The following is a 22,761-nucleotide window of genomic DNA, read 5'->3' as shown; positions in this document are numbered from 1 at the left end:
TGCCTCCCGATCTGTCGTGTGAACGCATTACCTTGATGAGTGAACAGACAATCACATGGCCGCGATCCTAGATCTTTTAAAGACCTGGTTGGCAGATCGGCAAACTCTGACTTTTGATCCGGGCAGGGCTGATTGCTGTCTCGTTCTCGCCGATTGGGTGAGTGCCAACGGGTATCCTGACGGGGCCGTTCATCTGCGCGGAACCTACTCAACACAAGAGCAGATGAAACAGCTGATTATTGAAGCTGGCGGTGCTTTGGAGCTGGTTGGCAGATGTGCCGATATTGCGGGCCTGAATGAAGTCCAAACCAGAAAGACTGGCGACATTGGCGTGATCGGCAGTCTTCATTCTCCTCTCAGGCAGTGGGGCGCGATCTGGGATGGTGAGCATTGGCAAGTTCACTGGAGTTCGGGCTTTGAAGCCATTCACGCGCCTGCCTTAAAAATCTGGAGGGTTTGATGCCTGCTACTGCTGCGCTTGGGATTGCATTCGTTTTGTCAAATGGCGCGGCCTTTGTTGGCGCCTCTGTTGCAACGCAAGCAATCCTCGCGGGGGCTGCTGTTTCTTCACTTAGTGTTGGGATCATTGGAGTTGGCATTTCCGCTGGTGTTGGGCTGGGTGTAAATGCGTTGCTTGGAAGCCAGCAGCGAAAAGACAATGCAGCGCCTATTCCAAGTGCTGCGGATGGCAAGGTGGTGCAAAAGCAAAATGTGCCGTCGCGCTCCTATCAATATGGCATCGTGCGTGTTGCCGGCGATATGACGTTTTTGGAAGAACGCAGCGGCACAGCCTATATGCTGATTGCTTATGCCTCCCATGAGATCGATGGTTTTGTGGAGCACTTCCTCAGTGATGATCCGGTTGAGATTGATGCAGATGGCGATGTCACCAAATCTTTGAGCAATGATGAGGATGCATCCAAGTATTATCGTCTTGGTGGTGATGCCAAGGTGATGCTCATTGAGCGTGTTGGGATGCAGGTCGGTGTTCCCTATTCGCAGCTGGTGAGTAAGTTTGATGATATCTGGAGCGAGGATCATCGCGGTGACAATGTCGCCAGTGTCCTGATGATGTGTAAGAGCGTGAGTGCCCGGCGTCATCGAACAGTCTTCCCGCAAGGCTACCCAACGCTCTCCTCCACCATTCGTGGAAAGAAGATTTTCGATCCCAGAGACGGACAGGTCAGGTTTAGCGAGAACCTTGCTCTTATACGGCTTGATTATCTGCTGGCTCCCTATGGCAGTGCTCTTGATATTTCCCAGATTGATCTAGAAAGCTGGGCTCATGCTGCGGACGTTTGTGATCAACAAGTTGAGAACATCAAGGGGGAAATGGAGCCGCGCTATCATGGTGGATTCCGTGGCCGCGAAAACAACGATCCAACCCAGATTGGCCGGATGATTGATGAGGCCGGCGAGCTGCTTTTGTACACCAACGCAGATGGGGAAGTTGCAGTTCATGCCGGGGAGTGGGCCGAGCCTGATATTCACCTGAAAACAGATGATATCGTTGATATTGAGTTCTTGCCGAACCGCAATGCAGCTTCCAGCGTCAAGTCAGTGCGCGGGCTTTGGGTCAATCCTGAGCTGCACTATGTGGAAGACGATGCGGTTATTGAAGGCGATCCGTATGTTCAAGAAGATGATCCCAGATCGCGCACTGTCGATAATGATTGCGTACAGCGTCACAACCATATGCGGCGCTTGCAAGCGCTCAAGGCTATTCGGGTGAATGCACCTCGTGTGCGTGTAAAGTGCGACTACTTCGCATCCCAGAATGTACCACTTAGAAGGTTCATCAAGATCAGCGATCCGCCACACCTTGTTGATGCTTATCTTGAGCTGGATGGCACTCCCACACTGGATCTGACAACGTTCCAGCATGTGTTCGAGGCACTGGTTATTCCGCGTGATCCGTTTGCCTATAAGCCAGAAGATGAAGGCGAAAAGGGCGATCCTCCCAAGCGCATTGCAGCTGAGGCCATCCCGAGTGTCGATAGTTTCTCAGTTGAGATCCAGCAGCAAGGGCAAAGCGTTATCGCGGTAGCGAGTTTTACGCGGCTTTCTGAGGCTCTCACCTACGAGCTGGAATATGTGAAAACCAGTGGCGGTGCTGCCAAGTATGCGCAGGCCAATGACGGTGAAGAGACTATTGAAACCGACAGCCTCACATCGGGTGTTGAATATCGCTTCCGCATGCGTACGCGCTCGGTCTTTGGACAAAACAGCGACTGGTCCGGCCCAACGGTCATTGTGGCTGCGGTTTAACTTCCCCTCAAATTGGAGTTGGCTATGAACTTCCTCACTAAGGAATACGTCTGGCGTGCGCGAGAAACCCTCGGACTTGAAAGCACAGATCCGCACAAGCCCAAAAAGGAAGAAATCATTGCTTACATGGGGCAGGTGGAAATTGCGGCAACGCTTGGTGCGGTGATCGTAAAAACCAAAGCTGAGCTGGATACTGTCACCGACAAGCCAGATTACACACCTGCCATAGTCGGAGCGGACTCCAACCATGCCTTAAGTGGTTACTATCAATGGCTGGGTGGTACCTGGCACTATGTGCGCGACCTTGCTGATAGCATCACGAGACTGGTTGACATTGACGGGACGGGTAATGCGATCAGAGCGAAGCTTCGATTGGGCGTCAGCCTCTCGGCGGTTGAGTTTGCAGTCTTCGTTCCCATTGACAACAACTCGGGCGCAGTGACCATCAAGGTTGATGATGTGCTGTTGCCTATTCGAAATGGTCTCGGTAATGAGCTTGGTCCTGATGACTTGCAAACAGGATATCCGGCGATGCTTGCAGTGATTGAGGGGCAGGAGGGTTATGTGCTTCTCAATCCGGCAAATGTTGAAGCGGTGGTTCTTGCGGCCAAAGCTGCTGCAATAGCAGCTCGCAATCAGGCGCAAACAGCACAAGGTAAAGCAGAGGATGCTTTGAACCAGTTGGAGGCAGCTGTCGAGCAAGCCTCTGATCTGGCGTTCAAGCGCTTCAACAAACTCTATCTGGGTGCTTTTGATGATGACCCAGACACTGACAATGAGGGCAACGCGTTAGAGGATGGGGCGCTTTACTTCAACTCACCTGATAAAAAGCTGAAAGTCTATTCGGTCGATGAGGATGGGTGGATTCTTGCCACTCCTGAAACAAGCGACTTTCTCAGCAAGTCGAATAACCTAAGCGACCTTGAGAACAAGTCTCAGTCCAGGGCTAATCTTGGTCTCGGAGGACTTGCGACTTCTAATAGCGTTGGGACCGCTGATCTCAGCAACAAGGCAGTGACGGATGCGAAGCTTAACTCAGCAAAACTGAATGCGCTGAATGGGCTCCCGAAGATTGTCGCTGCTTATTCAGATCTGAAGGGCTCAGCGTCTTATAGACTCACTCGTTCAGGCAATACATTTACATTCGAAAACGAGCAGCCGGATACAGATTACATTGTTCAAATTGTAGGTGGGACGTTGATACAAGGCTCGCTCACCGCCGTGGACAATATCGGTATCAGAGACAAGACCGAACAAACTTTTCAAATAGGTGGTCTGGGCTTGCGAAGTTCTGGAGGTGTGGTTGGTGCAACTGGCAAAGTAGACGTCGTTGTCTACCGGGTTTGAGTTTAGCGCAGTGATGCATCGTAGATGATCATCTTTGTGCGCGTCCTGCTGACATGCATTGAAGTTGATCTGACAACACGGCTCCCATGGGGAGCCTTTTTTGTGAGGTGATCATGGGACGGATACCAGACTTTGAATCTCAGGAAATGCTGCAGGATCTCGGGTTCAATCCCGGCAAACCCGATGGAGATTGGGGCAGGCTATCTGAAGCTGCTTATCAGGATTGGCTTAGCTCCAAAATCAAGGCGGTCAAAAGTGATGAGCCACCATGGCTGGTTGAGGCGCGGCGACTGCTGGGAACTAAGGAGATCTCGGGACCAACGCACAATCCAAGGATCATGGGCTGGGCGAGCAAATTAGGGATCTCCTACCAGAGCGATGAAACCCCATGGTGCGGCCTGTTCGTTGCCCATTGCATGAGCCTTGTATCTGATACCCAGCCCACCAACCCTTTAGGATCTCGCCAATGGGCGAAATACGGCAGGCGGTTAGATAAACCGATACCAGGCTCTATCCTCGTGTTCTGGCGTGGAAGTCCTCGCGGCTGGAAGGGGCATGTCGGTTTCTACGTTTCCGAGAGTGCAGGTCACTATCACGTGCTGGGTGGGAACCAGTCCAACGCAGTCACGATCACGAAAGTCTCAAAGCGACGGCTCTTGGATGTCCGGTGGCCGGAAAGCTATCCAGTGCAGGGTGAGCCTGTGTTGGCGCAGCGTGAGGGCGCTGTCTCGATCAACGAAGCTTAAGGCGTTCGAGTTTGGAGTTGTGATTTCAGTTTACTCACCAGCAGATCCACATCCTTGAATGAGGCTAAGATGCAGAAATCAGAGACAGGCACAGCATTGACCTTTCTAGCAGCTTGGATCGCCCAAAACTGGGCCAACTTCCTAGAGCCGTTCTTTCAGGCGGTGCTCATTATCCTGACTGTGGTTGCTGCGTTTTTCATGGCTTGGAATAGGGTTCTGGACAACCGCATGAAACGAAAGCAACTGCGAGACTATGAACGCGGCAGGTCCTGAGCTGATTGATCAGTTAGCTCAGGGTTCGTTTATGTGGGCCATAAGCTGCCACTCAGGTGGTTACATCAAGGGTTGATGGTATCATCAAGTCAACGATGCGGCAGAGCTTTGTGGGTGAGCTCTGCTCAACTTGATACCCCGGCAGCCACTGATATCGCAAGCCCTTAGCGGTTATCCGTGAGGTCGTAGGACTTCGCTAGCGCAGTATGGCATTGTGACCTCAAAACTGACATCCAAAAGAACTTTGAGGCTCCCCACTCATCACGGAAAAGTAACCTAAGAGAGGGCATCTTTGTGTATTGCAAAAGTGCTCTTCTCGAACATGAATCTAACCATAACAAGTACCCGCGTATTGGAAGACATTACTTTCAATACGTCCAACGTAAGTCATCTTCATCGCACACTCGGGATTGAGAGGTGTATCGTTCTGCATAAGTTGTTATTAAAAGTTAAAACAACTCAAAATGGTTTCCCTTCAGAGGTGCCGCAAAATATCATTAATGTGTGCAATACGCTCGAATGACCATACTTCTTGAGGAAAATTGGCGTGCTATCAATTTCAGATGTTCAAGATATAAACGTAAGAAATATTTTACGAGGTTTAACAAGAAAAAATGACAGCACCGAAACGTTAATTGCAACGCTCAATAACCTTCGAACTGCTTTGAATATTAATGATGCCGAGACTGTTTTTGGACTTTTGGAAAAAAGCCCACTATTTGCCCATCTACCAGTTTCGGGGCGAGTTGCAAATTATCCTCCATCTTCGAAGAAATTCTCAATTCTAGATGATCAGATCTTAATACACGAAGTGGTAAATCAGTTAGTTCGAGTTAATTGCTTAAAAACTGACTTATTTGCATCTATGGAAGATTATTACTTATTAATTCTTAGTATTGTAGATAGGGAATACTCTACATCACTAAAATTAATGCATCAAATTATTTCGAGGACAGGTCTATCAATATTTCTTCTAACGAAGCTGGCATTTATATACTCTCAAGAAGATATAAGCTTAGATATTAAAGCTAGTTGCCAAGTGTTATTAGGGCAGTTTGGATACCGTGACCGAATGCCTGTACCTGCAGCGCTTGTCGACTTACTAGGGAGTACATATGACTACAGAATGATGACAAGTGTATTCAAAGAATACGCCGAAAAAAAAGTAGTGCGAGATTCAATAAAGCAATTTTCTCTTGGATGTTAAATCCGATTGCTCCAAGTGAAGAAAAGCTAGCGACCTATTTTAATGCATTTGGAACCTATTCTTCATTTGATGCTTTGATATTATTCTGCATTTATCGTTTCAACATCCACTATCTGCAAGAAAACAAATTCTACTCACACTTAATTCCAGAAGGTATCGAAGAAATTTGGTACTTGATCTCTAATCTTCCGTATCCCAAAGATGAACTGTCCCGGTCTTCAATTGATGTCACTGAGTATCGACTGGTCAGGTCAAGTATCTCATGGCTAGAGTGTCGGAAAGTCTCAGAATTTAGAAATATTGTTGACTGCTTTTTCTCATTCTCACGCGATGAAACAGGGGCTATTAGTCAACGGCTGGAGAGTTATTTTGAAGAATATTTCTTAGACGTTAATGGATTAGACGACCTACTGTGCCCTAGAGGGGAAGCAGCATTGCTGCTAGACAAATTCGACCCACAAGCGAGTGGTACGGTCTTTACATCAATGGCCATCTGCTACTTAATCAGAAAAAAAAGACCTCTTAAAGTAATGACTGAAGAGGAAGTTCTTCTACTATTAAATTCTTGTGTAGATCTGAGCAGTATCCTCAGCGAAGAGGAACTCGAATATCTGCTCGTATCATTTCCGAATTCAAATTTATGTGGTTTTCTGAGCAATGCGCTGAGAGCAGATTGCATTGAGCGTGATCGAGAACGTTTTAGAAGCTACCGGATGTTTCAAGAGTGGGTGCGCTTAGATTTTAACTCATCTATTGTTGATGCGCTGAAGCATTTAGAAGCTCGACACCCAAATATCGTCGATTACATTTTTGCGATAAGTGACGAGTTCGCACTCTTCAACATGATGCTCCTCTTTTCCTCATCTTCAGAGGTGTTTGAATGTAGGATAGATATTCTTGAGTGGTATGCAGAAGTTAGAGATGAGCCTGCATATAGCGAGCGAGCAAAATCAATCCGCCTAAGCAAAAGGCTGATGGAAGTTCGCGGCGAAGTTGACGATAACAGACTGTATGTAGATCAGCATAGGTTTAACATCTGGCTTGAGGAAAATATATTCGAAGAACTAAGCGGTATATTAAAGTCATGGGAATGGGATGTTAATTATATACTTCAATTTTTATCGTTAAATCTGATTGATACGGAGCTTCAGCCTCATATAAAACTCGCTAAGATACTACAGCGTTGCTTCATTGAATTTTGTAGTAATAAGCAATACGGAATTGATTCTTATCTAGGTCGTAGAATTCGCCATGGTACCCTTGAAGGAAGTATGAAAGCACCAATTGAGGGTATTTTGCAAGATCCACGTTTTAGTGGCGCTCTACGGAACAAGAGAACTAGAGCAAAGATAGATCATTGGTTTAATAATTACAAAACTCAAGTTGAATTACTTGGTACAGATTACTTTCAAGTAAAGAGTAAGAAAAAAAGAGATGGCTTTATCAACTGCGATATATCTGAGGCGTCAAAGTTAGTTATTTCTCGAGCTGCTATGGAGAATATTGTCAATACATACTTGGAGTCTGGATTTATTAACTCTGCCTCCGGTTTGATATATGAGTATTGCTGGCTAATGCTAAATTCAGATCTTGATAGGGTAAGGAAGAAACTCGTTGACGCTCGATTAGAGTGGGGAATATTTGACTATAGTGATATCGAAAACTTCGTTCCAAACAACCAAGATGAAGTTACTAGGAAGTTATGTAGAGAAATAAATCAAACGACAGAAGAATTGTTTAAGACAACTTCAAGCTGGTTTACAAAACCAAATAATCTTGCTCCAACCGTTGATTTGGAGCTGCTTGTTGACGCTGTTCTTGATGAAGCACAGAGTTATTTCCCAGACTTTGAACCTGAAGTAATCCGTTTCGGTGATGAGGCGATAAAGCTCTCTGGTGTTGGCTTTCATCATTTATACGATTACTTACAGCTAGTTATCTTCAATGCGGCGAAGCATGGAAAACTGGATGGGGAACTTATCATTGATGCGGTCTTGTTAAATGCTAAAACTCTGGTTTTAAAGATTTGTTCTGAGATTCAGGAACAGGATTGTATTGAAAAAGTTCGCACACGAATGAGTTCCCTCTTCTGTGATGCAAGCGAAGACGCAATGGTGGTTGAGGGGCGAAGTGGTATGAGGAAGCTCGCCCAAATGGAACGTTTAGTAAAAGAAATCTCCGGAATTAGATTGAATTTTGAAAACGGACAGGTAAATTTTATCCTCGAGTTTACTTTAGGTATTAATTGATGAGTGTGAAGGTATTGATTGTAGAGGATGATGCGTTCAAGGCGGAAAGCATCAGGCTCATTGTTGAACATGATTTAGCTCCGGTTTTTTTGGTGGAAGCGACTTCGGTACACTCAGCTATCAATGCCATACATGAAGGTGAGTTTGATCTAATTCTACTGGACATGTCCCTTCCAAGTCATGAAGCTGCTCCAGGTGTGGGGACAGCAGCCTCAATGCCGTCAGGAGGTATGAGTGTGTTAATGGAGTTGGACTACCTCGGTCGAACCGATCCAATAGTTATTTTAACTCAATACCGCGAAATTGAAATAGATTCAGAACTTGTTCAGCTCAGCAGAAGCGCTGATCAGATTAAATCAAGTTATGGAGTGAGTTTGAAAGGCGTTGTTCTTTACAAACATGGTGACCGCTTATGGAAAAATAAGCTTCGGGAATATTTAAGAGATGTTAAATGAAAGTACTGATCCTTGAAGACAATAATAATAAATATGATAAAATACAAAAAGTTATTTTGGATGTCGATGACAAAATTGATATTGTAAGAACGAGCGTATTAGGTGATGCGGTTCGTCTTATCTATGAGCAAGAATTTGCACTACTCGTTCTTGATTTGATGGTTCCGCGCTTTGCAGGCGATGCACCAATTAATGTCTCGGATGAATTGATTTTTCATGTTTCTGGATCCAAAAATAAGCGTACGAATGTGGTTGCGATTTCTGGATTTCGAGATATCGTTGAACAGCGGCGAGCTGAATATAATGAAGCCGGTATCGTTTTATTACATTATAAAGAAGATGATGAGCAGTGTTTAGGTGCTTTGGACTTAATGATCCAAAGACTAAAGTTCGATGAGCAATATCGCTTTCTTATTGTTTGCGCGTTAGAAAAAGAACGCTCTTCGTTTAGGAAAACTGATGCTGAAGTTGACGTAAGAAAGAAAAACCTTGACGGTCTTGATTGCCAACCAGTTAAAATTGGTAGTGAAAGAGGTTTGATCCTTTTACTGCCTAGAATGGGGATGATTGATGCGTCGATTATTACAACGCGTGCAATTGATAGATTTAAGCCTGAGATAGTAGTCATGTCTGGGATCTGCGCTGGTATGCAAGGTAGGTCAAAACCTGGGAACCTTTTAGCTGCTGATATTACATGGGACTACCAAACCGGGAAAGTTTACGATGGAGCCACAGCATTAGAACCCTACCAAGTGCCCATAGACAATAACCTGAGGACCACCATTTCTAATGCGATTGAAGACAAGAGGCTTCTCCGAAAGTTAGCGGAAGACATAGCTGATGATTTGCCTGTCTCAATTTCAGGGGAAATCGGGCCGGTCGTATCTGGATCAGCAGTGATTGCATCTGAAGAAAAAATGAAGGCGATTAGTGAAACTCATCGGAAAATGGTTGGGTTAGATATGGAGCTATACGGTGTATATCGAGCTTGTGCACTAGCTAGTGAGGTTCCCAAATTCTTCGGGGTCAAAGTGGTCGTTGATCAGGGCGATAAATCGAAATCAGACGACTTTCAAACATTTGGGTCCATTTTTTCGGCTCGTTTTGTGACACATTTGCTGGAGATTATTTTCGAAGGGGGCAACACGAGCGAACGTATTAAAGAGGTCAGTGAAGGATAATGATCTCTCTGCCAATTGTTCAAACGGCTTTAGTCCCACTAACCTTGCAAAAAAATGATAAAGTAGGTGTTTTACAGGACTATTGTGAGAGCCATTGCTACAACCTCAATACGTAAACTCTCAACCTGGCCCATAAGCGGCCGAAAGACTGCTTATTGGGCCAATGTACCAATCGTGACCTACAGTGTTCTTGAAATGTCGCGGTGCACCTATATTCGGCTTTGTCCGCGCCCCGGTTCTTGCGCCTCTACAACGTGATACTTGCTGCCTTCGCCAATAAGTCCAATGGTTTCGCTTAGAAGTTGAAGGCGAGTCCAAACTTAGGATAATCAAAAGCAGTGCGAATGACAGCAACTGGTCACAAGCACTATGCTGCGCTAGCTAAGCCCGGTTGCATAAGTCCACCTCTGCCGTGTGTAGGCAGCTTATTTCCCTTTTTCACGCCCTCCAAACATAATGTTGCCCGTCAGCGTACTAGCGCAATCAGCACGACAATGCTTTATGCTAGCTTCACCCCAATGATAAGGTAGATGAAATCGATGACAGACCGCTTTGAACGCCACCGTCAAGCGTGGACACCCGAGGAAACTCGAAAGTTGCATATGCTCGTGGCAAAGGGGATGAGTTTAAAAGCGATAGCCAAATCTCTCACGCGTTCTGAGGAATCGACCAAGAATAAAGCAAAGCAGGACAAACTGAAGATTCTAAAAGCTCGCTAATTTCTTGCGCTCGGCTCTTCACAAAAGACGCTTTCATGCCAGCGTTCGCCTCGTGGGGAATGTTGGCACGAAAGTATCGAATGTCAGTTTAGGCCACTCGAACACCATTTCAATACATTATCCTAATCTCGATACCTGCCAGACCAGAGGTGGGAAGAAAGACGTGTGTGGACACGTCATTCCACGGCCTTTATCAAGTCAGTCCGTGAGAGCGTAAAGCAAGCTAGAAGGCTCATTCCCACCATAACCATGCATTGTAAATTGTATGGTTGGGAAATCTAGCCATAGTCTGAGAGTTAATTTCAACATGAACCTGTTTGGAGAAGTCGCTCCGGTTAAAGCTGAACCGGTGGCACCGTATCTTGGCGGCAAAAGCCAGCTTGCTGGCCGTATCGTTGGCCAGATAAATCAAGTCTCTCACCTGAGCTATGTGGATGTGTTCTGCGGTATGGGCGGGGTGTTTTTCAAGAGAAACTCTGTCACTAAATGTGAAGTGATCAACGACATCAATAGTGAGCTTGTCACGTTCTTTCGTGTTTTGCGCTCACACAAGGCTGAGTTCTTGCGAAGCCTAGAATATATGTTTGCCTCACGTGAGGAGTTTGAAACCCTCAAAGGCAGTGGATTGGATCATCTGACTGACATTCAAAGAGCTGTTCGCTTCTACTACCTCCAACGGCTTGCGTTCGGCGGTAAGTCTATGGGGCGGTCTTTTGGGACAGGGTTAGAGCGCCCATCCCGCTTTAACGTAAAGCGCGTGCAGAGCAACATAGAGAAGGTCGCAGAAAGGCTGTCTGCAGTAACCATAGAGAACCTGGACTGGCGTGCTTGCATCGAGCGTTACGATGGAGAGCAGACACTGTTCTATCTGGACCCACCTTACTGGGGTGGGGAGACAGACTACGGCAAAGGGGTATTTGAACGCTCCGACTTTGCCGAGATGGCAGAACGGCTTTCCAAGATCGCAGGTCGTTTTATTCTCTCGCTGAATGATAGAGAAGAAACGCGGCAGACCTTTGATGGTTTTCAGCAGGATGTTGTTAGCCTGAACTATTCCATTGCGAAAGGTGCGGGCAAGCAGGTCTCTGAGCTGATCATCTCCAACTAACTCCACAATCCAATATGAGAAACCATGACGCTCGCAATCATCTCCGATTGCGGGCGTCAAGTTCTTTTAGGGAAGGTACTGGTAAACCGTCGTTTCGCAGTAAGTGGTAAAAGTACTCCTTCTTACCAAGTCCTAGCTCTTCGCATCGGGCTTCCATCATTTTAATGATAGGGGTAGGAACCAACGTATAAGAAACGCTTCCTCTCTCAGATCGGCGCAGAGCAGTTAGCATCGCCTCATGCTCGCTTGGTCGATCTTCAACGAGTTGAGACACTATCTCTTGAATGGAACGGCTCTCAGTGGCTTCCTCAGTCGGTTCTGAAGGTTGATCTTCCTTTGGGGTTGTTCGGCTGATCAGGCGACGTTTTTCTTTATAGTCTCCCATGGCTCACCTTTATGCCGCTGCTTTGCGAATGATGGCTGGTGGGATTAGATCCTTTGCTCTCAGCTCGCGTACGAGTTCTTGAGTGTAGATCTTGGCGCGTGCTTTGATTGGTTCCCCGGTGTTCATAGCTGTTTTGAATGTTGTGGTGTGCCAAAGGACGGCATCCAGAACTTGCAGATCTGGTTCGTTGGAAAGCTCGTTTGTGATGTCTTCGACATTGCGAGTGCCGCGATCAAAGTCCATTCGCACCACGGTGCTCTTGATTGGCTTTCCTATCTTGTCGCTGAGCTTCGAGAGAAAACGCTGTGTGTCTATCGCGCCAGCAATATCGGAGATCGTTGTTGTGCAAGGGATAAGCACCAAATCACTCTCAACAGCGATGAAGCCAGCGATACGGGAGTTGAAGCCTGCGGTGTCTACAAGAGTGTAATCGTAGGTGCTTCTGACCTCTTGCAATAGGTTGGTGATCGCGTTGTCGTTTGTCTCGCGGAGATAATCAATACTGCCACGACCTGAGATTTCCTGCTGTGCCCAGAGTGAGGAAGAGTGCAGCGTGTCGGTGTCTGGAATGATGACGTTGTGTCCTTCACCAGCAAGAATGCTCGCTAAAGAGATGATTAAAGTCGACTTTCCGCAGCCACCTTTTTTCTGAATAACTGAAATTGTGCGTGTCATGTTGTGCCCTCAATAAATGTTTGATGCCGGACAACAGTATTTAGCCACTAGATAACAGACAATCCGTAATAATTAACGGGGAACAGAGAGCGAATAACCAAAAACAGCAAACGCCAGACAGCAAACAGGTAACAGTTTACTAATGCAGGTCACAGCAGATTAGCGGCTTTGCTCGCCGGGGTGTTGCGGCACCATGTGCTGGTAGCAAGGGCGGGTCACAATGTTGGTAGATCCACAACGCGAGCATCTCAGCCTTCGTGCAATATGAATTACGATTGTGTGCTCAGGCATTCCTGCAGTCGAGACGTAAGCAGTTTTTTGGCAGTTGTCGCAGTGAGCGCGAACCGGGGCGTTGAGTTCCTTCAGGTCTGCCAAGGTGACTGGGCGTTCTTCCATTGTTCGCTCTATTCGTTGAGTGTGCTTCCTGAAGCTAATATCTGTACTTCATGGGCTGGATCAAGTAGCCTTATCTGGTGGCCTATGAGTAACGCATAATTACATAACAAACTACATAACATTTCTTGGGTTGCTCGATAGAGTTTAGGTGGTTTTATTTGCTGTAAGATATTGTAATTAAATAGATAAATTAAATTTGTGGGTGCCTCATTTTATTGCTCAAGGAATCCCTGTCTCTCCGCCATTACCATTTCTTTTCCCTTACATCTCAGTTGCTTGGTAGACGTTTTGTCCAGCTCATTTGAGTTGGTTGGACAATTATCTGTTCTCGTCTTGTGCTTTCAGGCTTCCAATTGCCTGAGTGGCTAAGCGCTGTTGATCAGCTGCCGCGGTATAGATTGTCAGCTCCTTCAAGCTTTGGTGTCCTGTCAGGGCTTTAATCACGTCTGCTGAACAACCTGCTTCTGCCAGTCTTCGTGCTGCTGCTTTGCGCAGACCATGGGGAGAGCAGTTAGATAATCCCGCTTCTTTCGCCCTGTCTCTGAACCAGTTTCCAAAGCCTGCCACTGAGAATGGTTTTCCAAACTCGGTGACAAGGAAGGTCATGTTCGTCTTTGGTGTTTGTGAAAGTGCATGCTGGAGGATGCCATGCAGCGGAATCAGCAATGTGGTTCCGGTTTTCTGCTGGGTGACCCTCAAGTTATCTCCCGAAATATACTGCCAGCCCATGTTTACAACGTCTGATCGCCGCTGAGCTGTATAGAGAAGTAGAGTGAGCGCAAGATACGCCTTGGTGCCTGCTGGGTGCTTTTCGATAAACTGCTCTATTTCTTCCTCAGTCCAACTATGAAAGCCTTCTGTCTTCTTCCTGAAGCCCTTCACTCCACGTGCTGGATTGTTGGCGATCATTCCCAGATCCATGGCAACGTCGAGCAGGATCTTCAGGAGAGATAGAACCCGATTTGCAGCTTGTGGCCTGTCTTCCATCTCTCCGAGTAGTTTCTTGATGTGTCTGCGTTCCAGGCGGCGTATAGGAAGCTTGCCAATCCTTTCCCTGAGCTTTTCGATAACCCCTCGGTAGGTGTGCTTAGTGCTGTCTCGTAAACCGAGGAACTCAGGTGAACGATAGTAGGCAACGCAGAGAGCATCAAAGCTTCCTGGCTTCGTGCGCTCTGCTGCTATGTTGGCGCTCTGTGTTTTCACCCCTTCCAGTGCGCCGTAATACTGGCGCATGAAATCGTCGCTGTAGGGTGTGCCTGTCAGATAGGTTGAGAACCCTGACTTGCGGAAACGGACACGGCGGGTGCCGTGCCTGTCTTTGTTCCAGCTGCAATATTGTGGCAGTCCGCTTCGGTTCCGTCTCATAGGAGGTCGTCCCAAGGATTAGGGGTATTGTCATTCACCTCTTGCTTGAGTGGCTCCATGACAATCTCTTGGGTTTCCGGTCGGATCGTGACGCGCAGCTGTTCGGGAGCAATACCAACCTTCTCAGCTGCCTTGTAAGCCCTAACAACATCAGCCTGTTTAAATGGAACTGTTTGCCGTGCCATGCCTGCTCCTATGCTGAGTAGCTGCTGAGGCGAGCGCGTACGCTTGGTTCTGCTGGGCCTGCTGCCAGCACTGCTGCACCAACTTTCAGATTGTCTGATGCAGTGGTGGTGAGACGCTTTTCAGCCTTATCCCAGTAAAGAGGCTCACCCTGTGCAACCTGCTCACTGTCGGTTTTGGGAAGCTCAAATACCCCCTGCATGACAGTCTCTACTTCTTCACCAGAGGCCGCATTGGTTGCGACCACACCAAACAGAGAGCCGACTTGAAGACCTTCACCACTGGAAACGTCATGTGGTGCAGTCAATGTGATGGCAACGCCATCCTGAATGTAATTCCTCATGTGCAATCTCCGCGCCTAAGCGCCCTTGTTTGAAATAATTCGAACCCGACGAACTGTGCGACCTTGGCTTGCTGCAATCTGCCTATTGAGATCTGCAAGGGCTACGGCCATCTCGCTGTCAGATTTATAGGTGACTTCATCGCGACCAAAGCGAACGGTTTTGACACCCTTGGCTCTTGTCTTTTCCAGCTTGTCACGACGAGCAATCAGCTCTTCCAGGCTAGCCATCACTTGCCCTCGTTCATTTGCCAGCCCCGCCAGTCGCCGAAGCAGGCACCGAAGTCGAGGCGGACTTTGATCTTGATGCCATCAATCTCAAATCCGGCTTTGGTTTCGGTCTGCGGTCCTGGCTCACCTTCCAGATAGGCGTATTCCAAGCCGTCCATCTGGCTGTGGCTGGTTGCCAGATACCAGCGATCCGGATTGTTAAAGCGGCCTTCCACCACCATTCCCAGATCAGAGAACGGGTTCACATCGTCGATGCGGTTTGGTGTGATCTCGGCAAGTAGCTTCTGTGCCAGTGTCTCCAGCTCGGCTGGAATAATCAGATGGCGAGGGGAGAGATTGAGGCGCTTGCCGGACAGGCTCACCTGGTGGCGCAGTGCCTGACGCAATACAGAGAGTGTCTCAATGGACGGCTTGCCTTTGGTTTGTGCAAGGTTGCGATGGCCTTCATGGAAAACTGGCTTATCGTCTCCCATCTTCGGCCCTTTGCCGCCATTCATCTCCAGCAACTTGATGAAGAACTCTGCTTCAAAGTCTGCTGCTGCAATGCCTAGTCTGCGCGGTAGGTCGTTCAGAGCGCCAAGGTCATCGTTGATGAGTGCTTGGCGAGTGACACCGATCATCCGTCCGAAGGTGTCGATTTTGAAGCTTTCTGCGCTCTCGCTCATGGTGCCGTGTTTGTATTCACCATGCTCATTGAGCTTCTCCAGATCGGGAGCTTCAGAAAGAGTAATCCGGTGCTTTGCGCGGAAGTCTTTCACGGTGGTTTGTCGTGCCAGTTTCTTCAAAGCGCTTGGCACGCTCTCATAGGATTGGCGCAGTGTCCGCCCCACGGTGTTTCCCATGATGAGGGGGAAGTCACTGGTGGAATGCAGGGCACGGGAGACAATCGTTGCCTGGGAAAGGGCCGTGGTTGAAACATTGGCATTGCGCAGACAATCGCGAGCCATCTCCGGAATAGACATTCCGATGAAGTCGCGGGCGCTGTCCTCCGGCTTATGGGTTGGGTCAATGCGCGTCATCATAGCGTCTGCCATGCGTTCGGCGCGGGTGTGTGGGTCGGTGTGATCTGCGAGAATCTGCGCCGATTGCGTCCGGATCGGCGGTGTCGTCCGCTTCTCGGCCTCGGTAATTGCGGCGGCTCGGATCTCGTCCAGTGTGGCTGAGCTGTCGATCTGGCTGTCAGTCCACTCAGTGGTCAGATTCAATGTCCCTGCGATAGAGCGGATCTGCTGGTTGCGTTGTGCCATGTCTGGCGTGGGTGTTTTGGGTGGTTCCTGCGAGTTGGGTTGGTTCTCCGTTGGCATCGCTCTAATCCTTGCGTCCGGGTCCGCTGGCACACTGACAAAGCTGACTTCTCTTGGTTTGAACTGGGTGATGGTGCGAATGGAGCGTCCGGTGTCCGGATCTCTGCTGTCCGCCCATTTCTCTATCTGGTAGCCGATGGAAACGCCTGTAATCATTCCCTCGCGAATGTCGGCAATCACGGGGTTGGCGCGGCTGTCAGATGTAAACTTGATGGTGACGATGATGCAGCCGTTGTCCGCTCGTGCTGCTGTCACGGTGCCCAGAACGGCACTCAGGCTGTCCTGGCGATGGCTGTCTAAAACCGGAAGGCCGATAAAGGCCTCTGCTGTGGTGGCTGTGGGTTCCAGTCGCTCGATGTAAGCGCCACGGTCCACGCTGCCAAAGGCGGTGGCGGTTGCCTCGACGGTCCGCTGCTTTTCGTCGAGGCTGGAGGATTTGAAAGTCAGATCACGGGTGAGGAAGGCTGGGGCATTCATGCGGCTTTTCCTGATGTTGAGGGAGCGGGGTTGGTGCCAGCGGACATCTGTTGACCAATACCCCGCTCCCTGTCTGTGTCGCGTTTGCGCTCCTCGTCGATTTCTTCGACAGAGAAGCCGCGCTGCGCGACAACCCGGGTCCGGCTGGTCAGTCCGTTTTGAATTTCAAGAATGGCGGCTTTGGCGTCTTTTTCAGGGTCTACCCAAGGCCATGCAGGTGGCAGGTACTCGGCAGCATGAAAGGCTTCCGGCTCTGCGGAATAGGCACCTAGATCGAGCGTGCCACGCACGGCCAGCAATCCCACAAAGCGCTCATAGATCGGCTGTAGGAACTGTTTGACTAGCACAAGGTGCTGGACGCTCTCCACCTTGCGGCGGAACTCCAGCAGGGCGGCGCGGCTGGAGGAATAATTGGAGTTGGAATAGTCGCCTGTCAGCTGCTCGTAGGTGATGCCAAGCCCTGCTGCCATGGCTCTCAGCTGCCACTGGATGAAAGCAGGGAAGTCTTTCACGTCTGGCAGGTTGGGGAACTCGATATCCGATCCCGGTGGCAGGAAGTGCAGGGCGCCCGGTTCCATGCCGGTTTCCAGCAGGCCATTCTTTTGCTCGCCATCGAATGGATTGGCTTGTCCGTTGACGTCTCTCACAAAGCCAGCAAACAAGGCCGCAACCCGCTGGCGTTCCAACTGGGCGTCTTCGTAGCTGTCCAGTGATTGAGCGCGGAGCAGAACGGGGGAGAGCCATGAAAGGCCGCGCACTTGTCCTGGCTCCAGCGGAACGAACACATGCAGCATATCTTCGGCAGGCACGCGGATGTGTCCAAGGTTTTGCAGCAGGGCGGTGCCACGACGGCGGGGCAGCACGTGGTAGGCGAGGCGCTTGCCGTCTGCATCAAACTCAACACCTGCGAAAATGTGGCCTTTGCCTTCCAGCTCGCGGAATAAAGTGGCGTCCACCATGTCGGCGGGGATGAGCTTTAGCTTCAGGTCAGTGCCGCTCTGCACCAGCTGGACGAAGCTTTCGCCCTTTACCACGATCTCGCGCATTGCTTGGGCTTGCAGGCCGTAAAAATCCTGCCGCCCTTCAAAGTCGCAGGATTCCAGCCAGCTCTCATGGGCTTTCTGGATTGTGTCGCGGATGGTGTCTGTCGGGAATTTGGGGCGGGTGACGATGCCGGCACCGATGTAGTTGGCCACAAGGCCGGAAACGGCGGCGTGTCCCCATGGGTTGTTGGTGGAAAGCGCAACCCCGCGCTCTTGGATAGTCTTTGATCCGGCTGCGGTTGCCTCGGAAAGATTGCCGATCCCCGCGATGCCCTGCCACCTGTGCCCCCGTCCAGCAGCCTCCAGCCCGATCATCCGGGCGACGAGGTTTTGAAAGCGCTTCATTAGGGGGCGGCGGGGTTGGATCATTGGGGCGCACCATCCATAAGATCTATGTCCAGTCCGATTTCTGTTGCGCGGTTACGTACCTCTTGGATCAAGGCGGACAAGTTCACCAGCGTTACGCTTTTAGCCTCTGTTTTGAGCTGTTTGCTGTACTCTTTGATCGAGTCCAAGACATAGTCGAGTTCACCAATCTCTGTTTCATGAGGGAGATAGAACTCGCGATTTTCTGGCGTTTTCAGGATGTTGCCCTCAAAGCCAACTAAATCGAAGGTTGCCAACCAAGCCTGCTTGCCAGCTTTTTCCAGATCCAGCGCGCATTTTAGATTGTAGCTGCGATCCGCGAGACTTGCTGAGCTGTCTCTGCTGAAAGAGCAAGAGTTTACCAGTTGATCAGCCAAGGCCAGCTTCAATGCATCAAATGCTGTGTAGCCGTCTTGCTCTCGCTCTTCCACAATGTCTGATGGTAACTGATAGCCTGGTGAGAGTGGTCCGCAGAAGGGGACGAGCTTCCTAGGACCAAGAGGGACTTGGCTTCGGCGGTTCAGAGTGCTGAAAAGCTGGCCGCTTACATTCGCTAGTTTCAGATAATGCCTACGAGGAAGTTTCATTGAAATACTCCGTGTGTGTCATCTGACATATATATTGAAGATTGAAATTCGTATGTCAAGTGACATGGAAAATTCAATGTTGAATATGCTGCTCACGACACTTCAACGCCAGAAGGATTTGATCTCTGCTTCTACGGTGTCCAGACAAACAACAAGAGCGATTGTGTGGTTTGGGGAGCTGAGGTGGTCAGCGAGTTCAGAGGCCTTGATGACATCAGAGGTGAGGGCACCTTCCTGATAGACCTTTACACCATCGCCTCTTTTGCTGCCTTTGCCGCCGCGCTCTGTTGCTGGCACCAACTCCAGAAGAGCGTCGGTGATGACCAGAAAGGCCTTTTGGTCTTTGAGGGCCGTTAGATGGTTCAGGTGTGAATGAACCTCGTTAAGGGGAAGGTTGGCGTTAGCGGCCTTAGTCAAAATTGCCAGTCGCATCGCATCTTTAAATGTCAGCTGACGGGCGGATCCCGGTTTGGTTTCCTGATCAACTTTGAAAATGCCTCGGTTGATCCATTGGCCTACGGTCTGTTTGGAAAAATCGAGATGGTCGCATACTGCACTCAGTCTCATGGATTTGCTCCGCTACCTGTTACGTCGTGTAGTAGGTTTAGTAAGCCTTATACGTCATGTCAATGGTTTTAAAATCTCACAATCTTTCAACGCTGAGGCGATGAGGGCGTAGTCGGGGTCTAGGTGTCCGGCGACTGTCATCTCTTCCAGGAAGAGGCGGAGTTTGGTGACTATGCCGGTGAGGGTTGGGGCGGGGGTGTCGATGAGGTGGCGGTAGGTGGTGGTGACGGCGTCGCTGTAGGGGCGCAGGAGGGCGTCTTCCTCGGCAAAGCTGGCGGATTTGGGGATCTTCAGCTCGCAGTAGTGCTGGCAGGCGGTTTTGTAGCGCTCTGCTAGGTCCGGGAGGGGATCGTGTGGGGTGGCTTTGGCACTGGGTGTTGCCACCACGGCAATGCTGGCGAGGCTTCCGGTCAGCACCGCGCGGCGGTCCGGGCTTTGGGCGCACTTCTCCCGTTCGCGAACAAGGGCTTTCATCGCGTTCTCCATGATTGATTGCTAACTATACATCATTGATGTAACCTTACATGAAATAAGTCAACACTAAAAATGTAAGGTGACATTAAAAATGACGATTACACCAGCGCAGTGTCGAGCCGGACGAGCATTGATTGGTTGGTCGCAAGGGGATTTGGAAGAAAAATCGAAGGTTGCCAAGAAAACCATAGCTGATTTTGAAAGAGGTGTGCGCAACCCCTATGCAAGGACGCTTGCAGATTTACAATCTGCGATAGAATCTGCTGGTGTGGAGTTCATACCAGAGAACGGCGGTGGTGCTGGGGTTCGCTTAAAAAGTTAGATTAATTAGGCTAGGGAGACGAAGCGTGTCAAAGAGGAAGATTTATGGAAGTAAGTCGAATGATGGCGGCGTGGTCAAACCTAGTGATACTAAGCCCCATTCCAAGCCCACCAAACCCAAACCACCGGAAATGCGACTGTTAAATGAACGTGTTTCAAGCCGCAGCGCCCGCGTAATCAACGCATGCAAGTTGACTGGTGTAATGAAAAGTCCAAAAGATAAGAATAAATAGAATTGTAGTTTTGTTCGATTAAGGCTTTTCGTATGTATAATCATACCTTCTATAAAGACCTTTTTGAGAAGGAAGGTCAGAGGACTGAGAGTGTTTTAAGTAGCATCAATCTTCAAGTTGGTTTGATAACGGTAATTGCTGCTTCAGCTTTTGTTTTACTTGAAAAGGCGATTGAGAGAGATGATTGGTTTTGGCTTCTTCTGGGAGCGATACCAATGTCTATTTCTCTATTGTATGCCGTCTATAGTGTTTTTCGGATCTTCGTTCCGTATAAAGGTGCATATTTGCCTGAAGTTGATAAGATTGATGAGTATTGGGGATTGCTATTAGAATATAATGAAGGAAATCAGCAGAGTGCTGAAAGTGATTTTGAAGAATATTTGTTTCAGCTATATAAAAATGGGACAAAAATTAACTCTGCAAATAACATTAAGAGATTGAAATATCGAGTTAAAGCGAACGTCGCAATATTCATTTCGATATTTTCCCTTATTGTGGTGGCTGCGATTTTTGCAGGAGTTTCCATAAAAAATCCAAAGAATGATGATAGCATCAAAGTTGAACTGGGAAGGCAAGGAGATACTCAATGCAGAATGATGGTAGGTCTAAGTCACCAAAAACAAAAGGTGCCGCTCTCCAAAATCCAAACCATATCGGCTCAGCCAAAAAACCAGAAGGCCCAGGTATGCGAGTGATTACTGAAGGGTCGTCTTATCAGCGTTCGGGGAAGATAATTCTCAGAGATAGTCGAACGGGTAGAATTGCTACAAAGTAGCAACGCAAGTTATCGGAATGGTTGGCAGCAATTAATTGCATGTTGCCATCTGTATTTTATCTCGATTTCTTAGATGTGAAAGATTTATTTGAGTTGATTCTCAACTATTGGATATGGTGTGAAAGTTTTTATCAGTTGGTCCGGTGTCACAAGCCACGCGGTGGCAGAAGCATTTCGTAAATGGCTTCCCTGCGTCATTCAGAATGTTGATCCCTACATCTCCTCGGGAGATATTGATAAAGGGACGCAATGGCTTGGCAGTATCTCAGGCGAGTTGAAGGCTTCTAATTTCGGAATTATCTGTCTGACCCGCTCCAACATCCATGCGCCTTGGGTGAATTTCGAAGCTGGTGCTCTTAGCAAGGTTATTGATGACAGCAACGTATGTCCGTTCCTCTTTGGGATGACACCAACGGATGTGCGTAATAGTCCGCTAACAAATTTCCAAATGACGCAAAATACTAAGGAAGACGTATTCAAGCTTGTCTCCACAATCAACAAAACGATGGACGAGGATGGCCTGAGGGATGACATTCTCAGAATTAGCTTTGAGAAATGGTGGCCAGATTTTGAAGCAGGTTTGGCTGAAATTCCTGAAGAGCAACCTGTTGAAATTCGAGAGGTGGAAGGTGCGCCTCTCGATAATGCAGAGATCAAAGGACTATTTGAAGAGATACTCCGAACAGTTCGCTATAACAGTAGCTCCATTTCTCGCCTGGAAGAGGGTATGCTATCACATCAAACTGGCATGGGTTTCGTGGTCGATGATATACCTCTCCAGCACTCTCATATTCGCGATGCAGAAAGATACAGCCTTTCTATGAAGGAAAGAAAGGAATTAGGACGGGGTCTTGCGAAATTGATGGGAGATGTAAAGGGGGAGAAGGTAGATACTCCAGTTAGTGAGGACTCCTAATCCAATTTGACTTTACGATGTTTTGCTTTCTTGGACTGCGCAACTCTACGCAGTCCTCTTGCCTTACCGCCTTCTCCACAAGCGCCTTCACAGCCTGCTCCACCCGAACACCACTCGCTGCCAACCCATGCAGCGCAGCACTGGCATACACCCGGCAATCCAGCGGCTCATTCCTGACACTTGGATCTGGTATCCATTTGATCTTGGCAACACCGCCCTTGTAAACCCGAACGGGCTTTTCGGCGGTGATACCTCGGAAGTAGTCCAGATCTCGCCCCTCAGGAAAATGACAGTATCCCGCACTGGTGGCTTCTATGCGTAGCCGTGAAATCAGCGTGTGTTTGAGGCTGTCCACGCCCACAATGTAAAGTGGTGCTAACTGGCCTGTCTTCGCCTTAGGCGGGCGTTTGGGCCATGAGGGTACTCCGGGGCCGCCGCGACCCTTAATTGCCCACACACGGCGGCTCTGGCGCGTCTGAGCGTATTCCATGACGTTGGGTGTCCTGTGCCCGCCGCTGTCGATCGCTACTGCTGAGATGGGGAGTGGGGGCACGTCTCGTACGTGTGGGT

The 22,761-nt window shown here is 48.8% G+C and carries 24 protein-coding genes; 13 read left to right on the top strand and 11 right to left on the bottom strand.

The annotated features are described in order from the left end of the window. The first annotated feature begins 55 nt into the window (after positions 1-55). The 10 genes from PPL9_RS07975 (at position 56) to PPL9_RS07925 (ending at position 11,553) form a co-directional block, all read left to right on the top strand. A complete protein-coding gene (locus tag PPL9_RS07975; RefSeq protein ID WP_057462207.1) occupies positions 56-460 on the top strand; it encodes a hypothetical protein in 405 nt (134 codons plus the stop codon). Next, on the top strand, positions 460-2,268 hold the full coding sequence (locus tag PPL9_RS07970; protein ID WP_057462206.1) for a hypothetical protein: 1,809 nt from the start codon (positions 460-462) through the stop codon (positions 2,266-2,268). Before PPL9_RS07975 ends, PPL9_RS07970 begins: the two co-directional genes overlap by 1 nt. Positions 2,269-2,292: 24 nt before the next feature. Further along, positions 2,293-3,615, top strand: coding sequence for a hypothetical protein (locus PPL9_RS07965; RefSeq protein ID WP_057462205.1), 1,323 nt, complete (start codon positions 2,293-2,295; stop codon positions 3,613-3,615). Positions 3,616-3,728: 113 nt separating this feature from the next. Then, complete coding sequence (locus tag PPL9_RS07960) at positions 3,729-4,361, top strand: TIGR02594 family protein (protein WP_057462204.1); 633 nt, start codon at positions 3,729-3,731, stop codon at positions 4,359-4,361. Between the two features lie 69 nt (positions 4,362-4,430). Further along, entirely contained in the window at positions 4,431-4,634 is a 204-nt protein-coding gene (locus PPL9_RS07955) for a hypothetical protein (protein ID WP_057462203.1), read from the top strand. A gap of 547 nt (positions 4,635-5,181) precedes the next feature. After that, positions 5,182-5,841, top strand: a complete 660-nt coding sequence (locus PPL9_RS07950) for a hypothetical protein (protein WP_057462202.1) — start codon at positions 5,182-5,184, stop codon at positions 5,839-5,841. Continuing rightward, positions 5,835-8,090, top strand: coding sequence for a hypothetical protein (locus PPL9_RS07945; protein ID WP_057462201.1), 2,256 nt, complete (start codon positions 5,835-5,837; stop codon positions 8,088-8,090). The genes PPL9_RS07950 and PPL9_RS07945 overlap by 7 nt, the downstream gene beginning before the upstream one ends. Then, positions 8,090-8,545, top strand: a complete 456-nt coding sequence (locus tag PPL9_RS07940; RefSeq protein ID WP_057462200.1) for a response regulator — start codon at positions 8,090-8,092, stop codon at positions 8,543-8,545. Before PPL9_RS07945 ends, PPL9_RS07940 begins: the two co-directional genes overlap by 1 nt. Beyond that, positions 8,542-9,726 (top strand): hypothetical protein, encoded by a 1,185-nt coding sequence (locus PPL9_RS07935; RefSeq protein WP_057462199.1) that lies wholly within the window; start codon positions 8,542-8,544, stop codon positions 9,724-9,726. Before PPL9_RS07940 ends, PPL9_RS07935 begins: the two co-directional genes overlap by 4 nt. Before the next feature lie 1,026 nt (positions 9,727-10,752). Next, positions 10,753-11,553, top strand: coding sequence for a DNA adenine methylase (locus PPL9_RS07925; protein WP_057462197.1), 801 nt, complete (start codon positions 10,753-10,755; stop codon positions 11,551-11,553). Between the two features lie 394 nt (positions 11,554-11,947). Here the strand turns inward: PPL9_RS07925 and PPL9_RS07915 are convergent, their stop codons facing one another. The 10 genes from PPL9_RS07915 to PPL9_RS07870 form a co-directional block, all read right to left on the bottom strand. Further along, positions 11,948-12,613 (bottom strand): ParA family protein, encoded by a 666-nt coding sequence (locus PPL9_RS07915; protein WP_057462195.1) that lies wholly within the window; start codon positions 12,611-12,613, stop codon positions 11,948-11,950. A gap of 714 nt (positions 12,614-13,327) precedes the next feature. After that, positions 13,328-14,374 carry a tyrosine-type recombinase/integrase gene (locus tag PPL9_RS07910; protein ID WP_057462194.1) on the bottom strand — a complete coding sequence of 349 codons (1,047 nt, stop codon included), beginning with the start codon at positions 14,372-14,374 and terminating at the stop codon, positions 13,328-13,330. Continuing rightward, positions 14,371-14,559 carry a hypothetical protein gene (locus PPL9_RS07905; protein WP_057462193.1) on the bottom strand — a complete coding sequence of 63 codons (189 nt, stop codon included), beginning with the start codon at positions 14,557-14,559 and terminating at the stop codon, positions 14,371-14,373. Before PPL9_RS07905 ends, PPL9_RS07910 begins: the two co-directional genes overlap by 4 nt. Before the next feature lie 8 nt (positions 14,560-14,567). After that, positions 14,568-14,900 carry a DUF2190 family protein gene (locus PPL9_RS07900; protein WP_057462192.1) on the bottom strand — a complete coding sequence of 111 codons (333 nt, stop codon included), beginning with the start codon at positions 14,898-14,900 and terminating at the stop codon, positions 14,568-14,570. Between the two features lie 15 nt (positions 14,901-14,915). Further along, positions 14,916-15,128 carry a hypothetical protein gene (locus PPL9_RS07895; RefSeq protein ID WP_057462191.1) on the bottom strand — a complete coding sequence of 71 codons (213 nt, stop codon included), beginning with the start codon at positions 15,126-15,128 and terminating at the stop codon, positions 14,916-14,918. Then, entirely contained in the window at positions 15,128-16,909 is a 1,782-nt protein-coding gene (locus PPL9_RS07890) for a prohead protease/major capsid protein fusion protein (RefSeq protein ID WP_057462190.1), read from the bottom strand. Before PPL9_RS07890 ends, PPL9_RS07895 begins: the two co-directional genes overlap by 1 nt. Continuing rightward, positions 16,906-18,321 carry a phage portal protein gene (locus tag PPL9_RS07885; RefSeq protein ID WP_082596658.1) on the bottom strand — a complete coding sequence of 472 codons (1,416 nt, stop codon included), beginning with the start codon at positions 18,319-18,321 and terminating at the stop codon, positions 16,906-16,908. Before PPL9_RS07885 ends, PPL9_RS07890 begins: the two co-directional genes overlap by 4 nt. Then, complete coding sequence (locus PPL9_RS07880) at positions 18,318-18,905, bottom strand: hypothetical protein (protein WP_152986627.1); 588 nt, start codon at positions 18,903-18,905, stop codon at positions 18,318-18,320. The genes PPL9_RS07885 and PPL9_RS07880 overlap by 4 nt, the downstream gene beginning before the upstream one ends. A 102-nt stretch (positions 18,906-19,007) precedes the next feature. Continuing rightward, positions 19,008-19,472, bottom strand: a complete 465-nt coding sequence (locus PPL9_RS07875; RefSeq protein WP_057462187.1) for a hypothetical protein — start codon at positions 19,470-19,472, stop codon at positions 19,008-19,010. A gap of 54 nt (positions 19,473-19,526) precedes the next feature. Further along, positions 19,527-19,946: a hypothetical protein gene (locus PPL9_RS07870; protein ID WP_057462186.1), complete on the bottom strand. Its 420-nt coding sequence runs from the start codon at positions 19,944-19,946 to the stop codon at positions 19,527-19,529. A gap of 91 nt (positions 19,947-20,037) precedes the next feature. On the opposite strand from PPL9_RS07870, the gene PPL9_RS07865 reads away from it, so the two are divergent. The 3 genes from PPL9_RS07865 to PPL9_RS07855 all read left to right on the top strand — a co-directional run bounded on the left by PPL9_RS07865 (position 20,038) and on the right by PPL9_RS07855 (position 22,191). Further along, complete coding sequence (locus PPL9_RS07865) at positions 20,038-20,268, top strand: helix-turn-helix transcriptional regulator (protein ID WP_057462185.1); 231 nt, start codon at positions 20,038-20,040, stop codon at positions 20,266-20,268. A gap of 264 nt (positions 20,269-20,532) precedes the next feature. Beyond that, entirely contained in the window at positions 20,533-21,195 is a 663-nt protein-coding gene (locus PPL9_RS07860; protein WP_057462184.1) for a hypothetical protein, read from the top strand. 198 nt (positions 21,196-21,393) lie between these two features. Then, the gene (locus tag PPL9_RS07855) at positions 21,394-22,191 is read left to right on the top strand and encodes a TIR domain-containing protein (RefSeq protein WP_161831241.1); all 798 of its coding nucleotides are present in this window, start codon (positions 21,394-21,396) and stop codon (positions 22,189-22,191) included. On the opposite strand, the gene PPL9_RS07850 is transcribed toward PPL9_RS07855, so the two are convergent. Continuing rightward, a partial coding sequence (locus PPL9_RS07850; protein ID WP_200962157.1) for a terminase gpA endonuclease subunit occupies positions 22,175-22,761 on the bottom strand: 587 nt, incomplete at its 5' end. The genes PPL9_RS07855 and PPL9_RS07850 overlap by 17 nt on opposite strands.

This window comes from Pseudovibrio sp. POLY-S9, assembly GCF_001431305.1.
Lineage (GTDB): Bacteria > Pseudomonadota > Alphaproteobacteria > Rhizobiales > Stappiaceae > Pseudovibrio.
Note: the sequence above shows the minus strand (reverse complement) of the source record. Positions and strands in the feature narration are given on the sequence as shown.

Bases quoted from the DNA above. Each gene is read 5' to 3' on its own strand.
- PPL9_RS07975 (WP_057462207.1), top strand. From the start codon at position 56: ATGGCCGCGATCCTAGATCTTTTAAAGACCTGGTTGGCAGATCGGCAA.
- PPL9_RS07970 (WP_057462206.1), top strand. From the start codon at position 460: ATGCCTGCTACTGCTGCGCTTGGGATTGCATTCGTTTTGTCAAATGGC.
- PPL9_RS07965 (WP_057462205.1), top strand. From the start codon at position 2,293: ATGAACTTCCTCACTAAGGAATACGTCTGGCGTGCGCGAGAAACCCTC.
- PPL9_RS07960 (WP_057462204.1), top strand. From the start codon at position 3,729: ATGGGACGGATACCAGACTTTGAATCTCAGGAAATGCTGCAGGATCTC.
- PPL9_RS07955 (WP_057462203.1), top strand. From the start codon at position 4,431: ATGCAGAAATCAGAGACAGGCACAGCATTGACCTTTCTAGCAGCTTGG.
- PPL9_RS07945 (WP_057462201.1), top strand. From the start codon at position 5,835: ATGTTAAATCCGATTGCTCCAAGTGAAGAAAAGCTAGCGACCTATTTT.
- PPL9_RS07940 (WP_057462200.1), top strand. From the start codon at position 8,090: ATGAGTGTGAAGGTATTGATTGTAGAGGATGATGCGTTCAAGGCGGAA.
- PPL9_RS07935 (WP_057462199.1), top strand. From the start codon at position 8,542: ATGAAAGTACTGATCCTTGAAGACAATAATAATAAATATGATAAAATA.
- PPL9_RS07925 (WP_057462197.1), top strand. From the start codon at position 10,753: ATGAACCTGTTTGGAGAAGTCGCTCCGGTTAAAGCTGAACCGGTGGCA.
- PPL9_RS07915 (WP_057462195.1), bottom strand. From the start codon at position 12,613: ATGACACGCACAATTTCAGTTATTCAGAAAAAAGGTGGCTGCGGAAAG.
- PPL9_RS07910 (WP_057462194.1), bottom strand. From the start codon at position 14,374: ATGAGACGGAACCGAAGCGGACTGCCACAATATTGCAGCTGGAACAAA.
- PPL9_RS07905 (WP_057462193.1), bottom strand. From the start codon at position 14,559: ATGGCACGGCAAACAGTTCCATTTAAACAGGCTGATGTTGTTAGGGCT.
- PPL9_RS07900 (WP_057462192.1), bottom strand. From the start codon at position 14,900: ATGAGGAATTACATTCAGGATGGCGTTGCCATCACATTGACTGCACCA.
- PPL9_RS07895 (WP_057462191.1), bottom strand. From the start codon at position 15,128: ATGGCTAGCCTGGAAGAGCTGATTGCTCGTCGTGACAAGCTGGAAAAG.
- PPL9_RS07890 (WP_057462190.1), bottom strand. From the start codon at position 16,909: ATGAATGCCCCAGCCTTCCTCACCCGTGATCTGACTTTCAAATCCTCC.
- PPL9_RS07885 (WP_082596658.1), bottom strand. From the start codon at position 18,321: ATGATCCAACCCCGCCGCCCCCTAATGAAGCGCTTTCAAAACCTCGTC.
- PPL9_RS07880 (WP_152986627.1), bottom strand. From the start codon at position 18,905: ATGAAACTTCCTCGTAGGCATTATCTGAAACTAGCGAATGTAAGCGGC.
- PPL9_RS07875 (WP_057462187.1), bottom strand. From the start codon at position 19,472: ATGAGACTGAGTGCAGTATGCGACCATCTCGATTTTTCCAAACAGACC.
- PPL9_RS07870 (WP_057462186.1), bottom strand. From the start codon at position 19,946: ATGAAAGCCCTTGTTCGCGAACGGGAGAAGTGCGCCCAAAGCCCGGAC.
- PPL9_RS07865 (WP_057462185.1), top strand. From the start codon at position 20,038: ATGACGATTACACCAGCGCAGTGTCGAGCCGGACGAGCATTGATTGGT.
- PPL9_RS07860 (WP_057462184.1), top strand. From the start codon at position 20,533: ATGTATAATCATACCTTCTATAAAGACCTTTTTGAGAAGGAAGGTCAG.